The sequence below is a fragment of the Enterobacter cloacae complex sp. 418I7 genome (genome assembly GCF_050030705.1).
Classification (GTDB): Bacteria; Pseudomonadota; Gammaproteobacteria; order Enterobacterales; family Enterobacteriaceae; genus Enterobacter; species Enterobacter intestinihominis.
The window spans coordinates 986,281-998,031 of sequence record NZ_JBLGUU010000001.1; the positions used below are offsets into that span (position 1 = coordinate 986,281).

The 11,751-nt window shown below is 56.9% G+C and carries 7 protein-coding genes; 5 read left to right on the top strand and 2 right to left on the bottom strand.

Annotated features, from left to right (window positions below; all coding sequences use genetic code 11):
• Positions 1 to 4 precede the first annotated feature (4 nt).
• Positions 5 to 3,136 (bottom strand): exonuclease subunit SbcC, encoded by a 3,132-nt coding sequence (sbcC, locus tag ACQG0S_RS04720; RefSeq protein ID WP_048966051.1) that lies wholly within the window; start codon positions 3,134 to 3,136, stop codon positions 5 to 7.
• Positions 3,133 to 4,338 carry an exonuclease subunit SbcD gene (gene sbcD, locus ACQG0S_RS04725; protein WP_038415466.1) on the bottom strand — a complete coding sequence of 402 codons (1,206 nt, stop codon included), beginning with the start codon at positions 4,336 to 4,338 and terminating at the stop codon, positions 3,133 to 3,135. Before sbcD ends, sbcC begins: the two co-directional genes overlap by 4 nt.
• Before the next feature lie 187 nt (positions 4,339 to 4,525).
• Here sbcD and phoB point away from each other — a divergent pair, with 187 nt between their 5' ends.
• The 5 genes from phoB to malZ all read left to right on the top strand — a co-directional run bounded on the left by phoB (position 4,526) and on the right by malZ (position 11,696).
• Complete coding sequence (gene phoB, locus ACQG0S_RS04730) at positions 4,526 to 5,215, top strand: phosphate response regulator transcription factor PhoB (RefSeq protein WP_003859122.1); 690 nt, start codon at positions 4,526 to 4,528, stop codon at positions 5,213 to 5,215.
• A 21-nt stretch (positions 5,216 to 5,236) separates the two neighbouring features.
• Positions 5,237 to 6,532: a phosphate regulon sensor histidine kinase PhoR gene (phoR, locus tag ACQG0S_RS04735; RefSeq protein ID WP_023299433.1), complete on the top strand. Its 1,296-nt coding sequence runs from the start codon at positions 5,237 to 5,239 to the stop codon at positions 6,530 to 6,532.
• A gap of 409 nt (positions 6,533 to 6,941) precedes the next feature.
• Complete coding sequence (gene brnQ, locus ACQG0S_RS04740; protein WP_426750073.1) at positions 6,942 to 8,261, top strand: branched-chain amino acid transporter carrier protein BrnQ; 1,320 nt, start codon at positions 6,942 to 6,944, stop codon at positions 8,259 to 8,261.
• An 81-nt stretch (positions 8,262 to 8,342) separates the two neighbouring features.
• Complete coding sequence (gene proY / locus ACQG0S_RS04745) at positions 8,343 to 9,716, top strand: proline-specific permease ProY (protein WP_017383160.1); 1,374 nt, start codon at positions 8,343 to 8,345, stop codon at positions 9,714 to 9,716.
• 162 nt (positions 9,717 to 9,878) lie between these two features.
• Complete coding sequence (gene malZ / locus ACQG0S_RS04750) at positions 9,879 to 11,696, top strand: maltodextrin glucosidase (protein WP_063137854.1); 1,818 nt, start codon at positions 9,879 to 9,881, stop codon at positions 11,694 to 11,696.
• Positions 11,697 to 11,751 lie beyond the last annotated feature (55 nt).

Sequence of the window (11,751 nt, forward strand, 5' to 3'; positions counted from 1 at the left end):
CCATTTACTGCACCGCAAACTCCCTGTCCAGCCTGCTATACCCCAGCCCGTTTATCTTCTTCACTTTGATCTGCACCGGAATACGTTCTTTCATTGCCTCTACGTGGCTGATCACGCCAATGGTTTTCCCGGTGGCGTTCAGCGCGTCGAGCGCATCCAGCGCGGTGTCCAGCGTTTCGCTGTCGAGCGTGCCGAACCCTTCATCCAGGAAAAGCGAGTCAATGCGCGTTTTGTGACTGACCAGATCGGAAAGCGCTAAAGCCAGCGCCAGACTGACGAGGAAACTTTCCCCGCCGGACAGGGTACGGGTATCGCGTACCGCATCGGCCTGCCAGGTATCAACCACCTCCAGCTCCAGCGCGTCGCTGGCTTTACGCTGAAGCAGATAGCGGCCATGCAGACGGTTGAGCTGCTGGTTGGCAAGCCACACCAGATTATCCAGCGTCAGCCCCTGGGCGAATTTACGGAATTTATCGCCGGTGCTGGAGCCTATCAGCGCATTGAGATAGCCCCAGTCGTCAGCCTGACGCGCCGCCTCCTCAATCTGCTGCATAAGCGCCTGCTGGTGCAGACGGTTATCGGCGTCCTGTTTGAGCTGCTGGCGGATCTCCCCCTGACGCGTGGTGTTTTCACGAAGCTGTTGCGCCAGCTGGTGTAACTGCGCCTGAAGGGTTGCGGCGTCGGTTTCCAGCCCCTCCGGGCGCTGTGCCTGATGCGCCTGAAGCTGCTGGTTTGCCTGTACGGAGAGCGCCGTGGCCTGCTGGAGCTGGTTCTCCAGCGTCTGCTTTTGTTGTTCAAGCTGGCGGATCGACGCTTCATCCAGCAGGGCGGAGAGAAAAGCCTCCTGACTGGCAAAGCAGCTTGCGGTCAGCGCGGCGCTGAACTGAGCCTGCGACTGCTGAAGCCGTTCACGCTCAAGCGTCTCCTGCTGTTGTAGGGTGGTGAACTGGCTTTGTAGCGACACGCATTCGTCATGGATGCCGCGCCAGTTCTCAGGGATAACCGCGTCGGCTTCTGCGTCATCAGAATCCGGCAGCGTCTCCAGAATGGGCATCAGGGCGTTAATACCTTCCTGAATCGTACCGTGCTGGGCCTGTTTTTCCTGCCAGCGGGTATATTCAGCTTCGCGTGCGCTCAGCCAGGCGCTTTCGGCCCCTTCATCGGGCACGCTAAGCGACAGCGATTGTAACGAGGCCGCCAGCGCCTGACGCGTCGCCGTCAGCTGCTGCTGGTACTGGCGCGCCTGATCTTCCTGTTCATTGAGCTGGTTTTGCAGCGTCAGACGCTGGCTAAGCTGATACAGCTGGCGTTCATACTGCTCCTGTTCACTCATCCAGGGGGCAATATCATCCTGAATATTCAGCGCTATGTTCAGGGAGGCGCAGACCTCCAGCCACTCTTTAGTGAGTGCTTGCTCTTCCTGAGAGAGGGCCTGTACTTCCTCTGTCTCGCGCTGGATCTGTTGGGTGAGCGCATTCACCTGCCCGAGCACCAGCAATCCTTCCTCTTTTAGCGCGGCAACCTCTTTCTCCAGCGCGTCGCGGCGGCGCTGATTGTCGGTCAGTTCAAGCGCCTGATACTGCACAACTGCCGGATGTTCGCTTGAACCGCAGAGCGGGCAAGGTTTACCCGCTTCGAGCTGTGCACGATAGTTCTCAAGATCCTTGATTGTCGCCTCACGCTCACAGAGCGCTTTCAGGTCGGCATAGTGCTGATTTTTCTCTTTGAACTGCTGACGCCGCAGGATCAGCGTTTCATTGAGCTTAGCCTGCTCAGCCTGCGCTTTTTGCACGCTTTCCGCATTATGGCGCAGCCGTTTTTGCAGCGGCTGATAGCGAGCGTGAAGCGCAGTCAGACGCTGGCGGAGCGCCCGCGATTGTGCCTGTTGCTCCATTGCCGTCGCGAGATCCTCAGCCGTCAGCGTCAGCGTACTCTCCGGCATCTCAGCCAGTTTCTGACGAAGCTCAGCCATACGCGCTGACTGGGCCACAAGCTGATTTTTATCGCGACTCAGTTGCGTAAAATGCGCCCGCCAGCCGGCAATTTCCTGCCCCCACTGACGGAAACGATCGTGTTCGGTTAGCCACTGCGTCAGTACCGTGTGTTCTGTCTGCAACTGTTCACGGTTGCGCAGCGCACCGTTGCGAATACGCGAGCGCTGCGCCGCTCTGTCGAGTAAGCGAGTATTTACTTCAACAATTCGCGCTGTTGTCTGCGCCAGGCGGGTGGTCTGCTCCTGCTGATACTCCCACAGCGGACGTAGCTGGGCGGCGGGCTGTGCCAGCTGGAGCTTCGCCAGTTGCGGCGCGGCGTCCGTCAGAGCCTGTTGCGCCTGCTGCTGCGAAGCGGCTGCGCGTTGCTGCTCACGTATCAGCTCGTCGTTACGCGTAAGCCACTGAAAATCTTTCTGTTGGCTCTGCTGCTGTGCCAGCAGGATTTTTTCTTCATCAGTAAGTGCCTGCAAACTTTGCTGCAAGTGCTGCTGCTGTTCCTCGCTCAGCAGCACAACGCCTGCGGCCTGCGCTTCGCACATCTCCAGCGCGTAGCGTGCCGCTTTGTGTTTTTCAAAAACCATGGCGGAAATCTGGCCGTAAATTTCCGTGCCGGTCAGTTCTTCCAGCAGCTCTGCGCGATCGCTCGGTTTAGCATTCAGGAAGGCGGCAAACTGCCCCTGTGAGAGCAACATCGAGCGGGTAAAGCGACCATAGTCCAGCCCGGTGAGTGCGGCGGTTTGTTCCAGCTTATCCGTGACTTTATCGGCCAGAATTTTGCCGTCTTCGCAGCGGGCCAGCTCAACGCGCGGTGCCTGTAAGTTCCCGTCTGGCTGGTTGCGGGCGCGGTTCTGGCTCCAGAAAGCGCGATAAGCAACGCCTTTGACCTCAAATTCCACTTCAGCCAGGCATTCGGCGGTATCGCGCGTCATCAGGTCGTTTTGTGCCTGAGAGACCTTATTAAGACGCGGTGTTTCGTGGTAAAGCGCCAGGCAGATGGCATCCAGCAGCGTGGTTTTACCCGCGCCGGTTGCGCCGGTGATGGCAAACAGCCCATTGCTGGCGAAAGGCTCCGCGGTGAAATCGATTTTCCACTCACCCTTTAGCGAATTCAGATTTTTCAGACGCAGGCTCAGAATTTTCATGCGTTTTCGTCCTCGTCATTGAGGGAATGCAAGGTATGGGCAAACAGCTCGTTAAGCCTGGTGCGCCTGGCCTCGTCCACTTCTTCATGCGCAAGCCGCCGCGCGAACACCTCTTCAACCCGAAGTTCGCTAAGCGTTTCACGCTGGGCGTTCAGCAGAATTTTCTCGCGCTGCTCGCGGCTGCGACGTACCAGCAGCACCTCCACGGGAAGGTCTTCCGTCAGCGTCTGAATTTTACGCTGCATATCGTACAGGTAGTCATCGGTGGTGATTTCGATATCGAGCCAGACGGGGGGATTAAGCACTGCGCCGCGCCACTGCTCAAGCTGAGCGGTAATGGCGGCCAGATCGCCTTTCAGCACTGCCAGCGGCTGGGTGACCGGCACCTCAAGCGTCTCAACGGCGCTAAGTTTGCCTTCGGTGAAGCTCACCAGATGCACGGATTTGGCTTTGCCCGTTTCGTCAAAACTGAGGGAAATGGGCGAGCCGCAGTAGCGAATATGCTCGCAGCCGCCGACGATCTGGGCCCGGTGAATATGCCCGAGGGCAATGTAGTCGGCGGGAGGAAAGTTTTGCGCTGGAAACGCGTCCAGCGTACCGATATAAATCTCGCGCACCGCATCACTCTTACTGGCCCCGACGGTGGTGAGGTGCCCGGTGGCAACGATCGGAATGGCCTGTTCGCCGCGCAGGGCGCAGGCTTCCGTATGCTGCTGGTGATAATAGCGGGTGATGGCCTGCAACAGATGCTGCTGTTTTTCGCTCCCGGACAGGCCTGCCTGGCTTTGCACGATATCGCGCGGGCGTAAAAACGGAATTGGGCATAGCACTGCGCCCGGCGTGCCGTCACGTTTTTTCAGGATCTGCGGCGCGTGTCCGGCGCTGGCCACCACGGTGGTATTGAGGAACGCCAGAATATCGCGGGATTCATTCAGCGTCGCGACCGAGTCATGGTTTCCGGCGACAATCACCAGGTGACAACCGGTTTGCTGGAGGTTGACCACAAAACGGTTGTACAGCTCACGCGCATAGCTCGGCGGCGATCCGGTATCAAAAATGTCGCCCGCCACAATAATTGCGTCCACCTCGTGAGCCTGAGCCGTCTCCAGCAGCCAGTTCAGGAACGCTTCATGTTCCGCGGCGCGGCTTTTGCTGTAAAAATTTTGACCCAGGTGCCAGTCTGAGGTGTGAAGTATGCGCATAAGAGATCCGTGGCAATAATAAGAAAGCAGGATTATAAACGTTCGGGGAACGGAAAATAACCGCTGTAATAAAACAACAGTTTGCTATTTATCGTGGTAATGTTTTTCATAAATCTGTCATAAATCTGACGCATAATGACGCCGCATTACAGACTTGTAACTTAAATACGATAAGACAGGGCAAAGTATGGCGAGACGTATTCTGGTCGTAGAAGATGAAGCTCCGATCCGTGAAATGGTGTGCTTCGTGCTTGAACAAAATGGCTTCCAGCCGGTTGAAGCGGAAGATTATGACAGCGCGGTGAACCAGCTGAATGAACCCTGGCCCGATCTGATCCTGCTGGACTGGATGCTGCCTGGCGGTTCCGGATTGCAGTTTATCAAGCATATCAAACGCGAGGCGATGACCCGCGATATCCCGGTGGTGATGCTGACGGCGCGCGGTGAGGAAGAGGATCGCGTGCGCGGTCTGGAAACCGGCGCGGACGATTACATCACCAAACCGTTCTCCCCGAAAGAGCTGGTGGCGCGTATCAAAGCCGTGATGCGCCGTATTTCACCGATGGCGGTGGAAGAGGTGATTGAGATGCAGGGCCTGAGCCTGGATCCTACCTCACACCGGGTCATGACCGGTGAAAATCCCCTCGATATGGGCCCCACCGAATTTAAACTCCTGCACTTCTTTATGACCCACCCGGAGCGCGTTTACAGCCGCGAACAGTTGCTGAATAACGTCTGGGGAACTAACGTCTATGTCGAAGACCGAACGGTTGACGTCCATATTCGCCGCCTGCGTAAAGCACTGGAACTGAGCGGCCACGATCGCATGGTACAGACGGTCCGCGGCACGGGTTATCGCTTCTCGACCCGTTTCTGAACAATGACAGGAGTGTGACGCGTGCTGGAACGTCTGTCATGGAAAAGGCTCGTCTTTGAACTGATCTTATGCTGTATTCCGGCCCTCATTCTGGGGGCTATTTTTGGCTATCTGCCGTGGTTTTTACTGGTGGCCGTGACGGGGTTGCTCGTCTGGCATTTCTGGAATTTACTGCGTCTTTCCTGGTGGCTGTGGGTCGACAGAAGTATGACACCCCCGCCGGGAAGCGGGAGCTGGGAACCGCTACTCTACGGCCTGCACCAGATGCAGATGCGTAATAAAAAGCGCCGTCGTGAGCTGGGAAGCCTGATAAAACGCTTTCGCAGCGGCGCGGAGTCGCTGCCGGACGCAGTGATCCTGACGACGGAAGAAGGGACCATCTTCTGGTGCAATGGCCTCGCACAGCAGCTGCTGGGCCTGCGCTGGCCGGATGATAACGGTCAGAACATCCTCAACCTTCTGCGCTATCCCGAGTTCACGCTGTATCTGAAAACGCGTGATTTTAGTCGTCCGCACAATCTGAAGCTCAATAACGGTCGCCATCTTGAAATTCGCGTGATGCCCTACAGCGATCGGCAGTGGCTGATGGTGGCGCGGGATGTCACCCAGATGCATCAGCTTGAGGGCGCAAGACGTAACTTCTTTGCCAACGTCAGCCACGAGCTGCGTACGCCGTTGACGGTGCTTCAGGGCTATCTGGAGATGATGCAGGAGCAAACGCTTGAGGGGGCGCCGCGTGAGAAAGCGCTGCATACCATGCGGGAACAGACGTTCCGCATGGAAGGGCTGGTCAAACAGCTACTAACGCTTTCAAAAATTGAGGCTGCCCCGTCGCTGGCGCTAAACGACATCATTGATGTGCCGATGATGCTGCGAGTGGTGGAGCGCGAAGCCCAAACGCTGAGCCATAATCAACACACCCTGAGTTTTGATGTTGATAACACGCTGAAAGTGCTCGGCAGTGAAGATGAGCTGCGAAGCGCTATCTCAAACCTGGTCTATAACGCCGTGAATCATACCCCGACAGGGACGCATATCGCGGTGCGGTGGCAGCATACTCCGGCAGGGGCTGAGTTTAGCGTCGAGGACAACGGGCCGGGGATTGGGCCTGAACACCTCCCGCGTCTCACCGAACGGTTCTACCGGGTGGATAAGGCGCGCTCGCGGCAGACCGGCGGGAGCGGACTGGGGCTGGCAATTGTGAAGCATGCCGTCAGCCACCACGAAAGCCGGCTCAATATCGAAAGCACCCTGGGTAAGGGCACGCGCTTTAGCTTCGTGATCCCGGAACGATTAATTGCCAAAAAAAGTGCCTGACAGCGTGTGTGTCAGGCTACCTTTCCACGGGCCAGCGATTGCTGGCCCGTTTGCTTTGCAGTCAAGCGAAACGCGAGTGAATATTATACGGCTGGTGCTTTTTTGTTCGCATGATTAGCCATGAGTTTTTCTTATACATGGCATATTATTTTGGTCTGAATTTCCATGCTGGCATATTGTTCTGGTTTTACGATCCCTTCTTGCCTTTAAACGTTATAAGCGTTTAAATTGCCCCCCATATACTGTCAGACCGACTGTATTTGCGTGGTAAATCGAAAAACTATTCTTCGCCACGCCTGGACGGGAGCATATCCCGCTGAAATTGAGCAAATTTTCCGCTGTATCGTCCCGTCAGGGATGGCGAAAATCTCAACGTATTCAACACCACATCCACAGGCAGTAAGGTTTTATGACCCATCACTTGAAATCGCGTGACATTATCGCGCTGGGCTTTATGACATTTGCGCTGTTCGTTGGCGCAGGTAACATCATTTTTCCTCCAATGGTTGGCTTACAGGCGGGTGAACACGTCTGGACGGCTGCGTTTGGCTTCCTGCTTACTGCCGTGGGCCTGCCGGTACTGACCGTTATCGCGCTGGCGAAAGTCGGTGGCGGTGTGGATAGCCTCAGCACCCCGATTGGCAAAGTGGCTGGCGTTCTGCTGGCAACCGTCTGCTATCTGGCTGTTGGCCCGCTGTTCGCAACCCCGCGTACGGCGACCGTCTCCTTTGAAGTGGGTATTGCCCCGCTGACCGGTGACGGCGCGATGCCGCTGTTTATTTACAGCCTCATTTACTTCGCCATCGTGATTCTGGTTTCTCTCTATCCGGGCAAACTGCTGGATACTGTGGGTAACTTCCTGGCACCGCTGAAAATTGTGGCGCTGATTGTGCTGGCGGTTGCGGCCATCGTCTGGCCTGCGGGGCCCATCAGCTCCGCGATGGACGCCTACCAGAACGCGGCGTTCTCAAACGGTTTCGTGAACGGCTATCTGACGATGGATACGCTTGGCGCGATGGTGTTTGGTATCGTTATCGTTAACGCCGCGCGTTCCCGCGGGGTGACCGAAGCGCGTCTGCTGACTCGCTACACCATCTGGGCTGGCCTGATGGCCGGTGTCGGCCTGACGCTGCTGTATCTGGCGCTGTTCCGCCTGGGTTCAGATAGCGCAACGCTGGTCGATCAGAGCGCAAACGGCGCGGCGATCCTGCATGCTTACGTGCAGCACACCTTTGGTGGTGCAGGCAGCATGCTGCTGGCGGCGCTGATTTTCCTGGCCTGTCTGGTGACGGCGGTGGGTCTGACCTGCGCCTGCGCGGAGTTCTTCGCTCAGTATCTGCCGCTTTCTTACCGCACGCTGGTGTTTATCCTCGGCATCTTCTCCATGGCGGTGTCAAACCTCGGTCTGAGCCACCTGATTCAGGTCTCAATTCCGGTGCTGACGGCGATCTATCCGCCATGTATCGTGCTGGTAGTGCTGAGCTTCACCCGTCCGTGGTGGCATAACTCCACGCGAATTATTGCGCCAGCCATGTTTATCAGCCTGATTTTTGGTATCCTTGACGGGATCAAAGCATCAGCATTTGCAGAAATCCTGCCAGCCTGGACACAGCGTCTGCCGCTGTCCGAGCAGGGCCTGGCCTGGCTGATGCCTTCCGTTGTAGCGCTGGTTCTGGCGATTATCTGGGACTGTGCGGCAGGGCGTCAGGTGACATCCAACGCCCATTAATCAACGGCAACAAATTGTTTAACCACGGGGCTTAAGGCCCCGTGGTTTTTTGTTTTTTTCGTGTTGAATGGCAAGATTTTAATGGAAAGCACTAACAAACTTAAACGTGGATTGAGCACCCGCCACATCCGCTTTATGGCGCTGGGCTCGGCTATCGGTACCGGTCTTTTTTATGGCTCGGCAGATGCCATCAAAATGGCCGGTCCAAGCGTTCTGCTGGCCTACATCATCGGCGGCGTGGCGGCGTATATCATCATGCGCGCCCTTGGCGAAATGTCGGTTCACAACCCCTCTGCCAGTTCCTTCTCCCGCTACGCGCAGGAAAATTTAGGCCCGCTGGCCGGGTTTATCACCGGCTGGACCTACTGCTTCGAAATCCTGATTGTTGCCATTGCCGATGTGACGGCGTTTGGTATCTATATGGGGGTCTGGTTCCCCGCCGTGCCGCACTGGATCTGGGTGCTGAGCGTGGTGCTGATTATCTGCGCCGTTAACCTGATGAGCGTGAAGGTGTTTGGCGAGCTGGAGTTCTGGTTCTCCTTCTTCAAGGTCGCGACCATTATCATCATGATCCTCGCCGGTTTCGGCATTATCATCTGGGGTATCGGCAACGGTGGACAGCCAACCGGCATTCACAACCTGTGGAGCAACGGCGGCTTCTTTAGCAACGGCTGGCTCGGGATGGTCATGTCGCTCCAGATGGTCATGTTCGCCTATGGCGGAATCGAGATTATCGGCATCACCGCCGGGGAAGCGAAAGATCCGGAGAAGTCTATTCCGCGCGCCATCAACTCGGTGCCGATGCGTATCCTGGTTTTCTACGTGGGCACGCTGTTTGTGATTATGTCCATCTACCCGTGGAACCAGGTGGGCACCAACGGCAGCCCGTTTGTCCTGACTTTCCAGCATATGGGCATTGCGTTTGCCGCCAGCATTCTCAACTTTGTGGTGCTGACCGCCTCGCTGTCGGCCATCAACAGTGACGTGTTCGGCGTGGGCCGTATGCTGCACGGCATGGCGGAGCAGGGCAGTGCGCCGAAGGTGTTTGCCAAAACGTCGCGTCGCGGTACCCCGTGGGTAACGGTGCTGGTCATGACCGTGGCGCTGCTGTTCTCGGTCTACCTGAACTACATTATGCCGGAGAACGTCTTCCTGGTGATTGCGTCGCTGGCGACCTTTGCGACGGTGTGGGTGTGGATCATGATCCTGCTGTCGCAGATTGCGTTCCGTCGCCGCCTGTCACCAGAAGAGGCCAAAGCGCTGAAGTTTAAAGTGCCGGGCGGCGTGCCAACGACCATTGTCGGTCTCATCTTCCTGGTCTTCATCATTGGCCTGATTGGTTATCACCCGGATACCCGTATTTCCCTGTACGTGGGCTTCGCGTGGATCGTCCTGCTGCTGGTGGGCTGGATGTTTAAATGTCGCCGCGATCGTCAGCTGGCGGAAGCACAGTAAGGTAAAAATGCCGGGTGGCGCTGCGCTTACCCGGCCTACACTCCCTTTTGCCCTGGAAAAATCTCCTCCTCCGTTCTCCTCCCCCAATAATCCCGAACACGATGAGCTATCTTTAATCACCCTGTGGCAAGGTGACGTCAATTTCATCAAAGGGGATTCGTGATGTTAAACGCCTGGCACCTTCCGGTTGCCCCATTTGTTAAGCAAAACAAAGACAACCTTGTGATTACGCTCTGGCTGGCAGGGGAAAATCAGCCTGAACGTGTGACCCTGCGCGCCGAAGTGGATAACGAAGAGACATCGCTGAAAATGCACAAGGTGCGCAGCCAGCCTCAGCCGGGTATTACGGCATGGCGGGCGAATATCGATTTGCGCAGCGGACAGCCGCGTCGCCGCTACGGCTTCAAGCTGCTGTGGAACAACCGCCAGCTGTGGTTTACCCCGCAGGGCTTCAGCCGTTTCCCTCCGGCCAGGCTGGAGCAGTTTGCCGTGGATCACCCGGATAACGGCCCGCAGTGGGTTAACGATCAGGTCTTTTACCAGATTTTCCCGGACCGCTTTGCGCGCAGTGAAAAGCGCACCGCCGACCAGGACAAGGTTTATTACCATCATGCGGTCGGTCACGACATCATTCTGAAAAAATGGGACGAGCCGCTGACCGCCCAGGCGGGGGGATCGACCTTTTACGGCGGCGATCTCGACGGTATCAGCGAAAAACTGCCGTACCTGAAAAAGCTCGGCGTGACGGCGCTGTACCTGAACCCGGTGTTTAAAGCGCCAAGCGTTCACAAATACGATACTCAGGACTACCGCCACGTTGACGAGCAGTTTGGCGGTGACGAGGCGCTGCTGCGACTGCGCCACAACACGCAAAAAGAAGGTATGCGCCTGATCCTTGATGGCGTGTTCAATCACAGCGGTGATTCTCATGCGTGGTTCGACCGCCACAATCAGTCGATGGGCGGCGCATGCCATAATCCGGATTCCCCCCAACGTGACTGGTACAGTTTTGACGAGAATGGACGCGCCCTGGACTGGCTGGGCTACCCGAGTCTGCCGAAGCTCGATTTCCAGTCGTCAACGCTTGTGAATGAAATCTACGGCGGCGAAGACAGCATCGTGCGCCACTGGCTGAAAGCGCCGTGGAATATGGACGGCTGGCGGCTGGACGTGGTGCATATGCTGGGTGAAGCAGGCGGGGCGCGGAATAACCTTCAGCATGTCGCCGCCATTACCCGGTCGGCAAAAGCGGCCCGGTCGGAAGCATTCGTCTTCGGGGAGCACTTTGGCGACGCGCGTCAGTGGTTGCAGGCAGATGCAGAAGACGCGTCGATGAATTATCGCGGCTTCACCTTCCCGCTGTGGGGCTTCCTCGCTAACACCGATATCTCTTACGATCCGCAGCATATTGACGCCGAAACCTGCATGGCGTGGATGGAGAACTATCGCGCTGGCCTGTCTCATCAGCAGCAGCTTCGGATGTTTAACCAGCTCGACAGCCACGATACCGCGCGCTTTAAATCGCTGCTGGGTAAAGATGTGGCGCGTCTGCCGCTGGCGGTGACCTGGCTTTTCACCTGGCCGGGCGTGCCGTGCATCTATTACGGAGATGAAGTGGGGCTGGACGGTAACAACGATCCGTTCTGCCGCAAAACCTTCCCATGGGAGCCTGAAAAGCAGGATCAGGATCTGTTCAGCCTGTACCAGCGTATGGCGACACTACGCAAGCAGAGCCAGGCCCTGCGCTACGGGGGCTGTCAGGTGATGTACGCCCAAGATAATGTGGTGGTGTTTGTCCGCGTCTACAACCAGCAGCGCGTGCTGGTGGCGATCAACCGGGGTGAGGCGTGTGAAGTGGTGCTGGAAGATTCACCGCTGCTGGCCGGTAAAACGTGGAAGAGCAAAGAGGGGAAAGCGACGTTACAGGAGAGCGTGCTCACGCTGCCGGCGATCTCCGCTACGGTCTGGTTCGGCAGCTAAGCGCAGGCAGCATGGTTTTCACCTTTTAGATGGCGCAAATGCAACTATTTGTGTC

Bases quoted from the DNA above. Each gene is read 5' to 3' on its own strand.
- phoB (WP_003859122.1), top strand. From the start codon at position 4,526: ATGGCGAGACGTATTCTGGTCGTAGAAGATGAAGCTCCGATCCGTGAA.
- sbcC (WP_048966051.1), bottom strand. From the start codon at position 3,136: ATGAAAATTCTGAGCCTGCGTCTGAAAAATCTGAATTCGCTAAAGGGT.
- sbcD (WP_038415466.1), bottom strand. From the start codon at position 4,338: ATGCGCATACTTCACACCTCAGACTGGCACCTGGGTCAAAATTTTTAC.
- brnQ (WP_426750073.1), top strand. From the start codon at position 6,942: ATGACCCATCACTTGAAATCGCGTGACATTATCGCGCTGGGCTTTATG.
- malZ (WP_063137854.1), top strand. From the start codon at position 9,879: ATGTTAAACGCCTGGCACCTTCCGGTTGCCCCATTTGTTAAGCAAAAC.
- proY (WP_017383160.1), top strand. From the start codon at position 8,343: ATGGAAAGCACTAACAAACTTAAACGTGGATTGAGCACCCGCCACATC.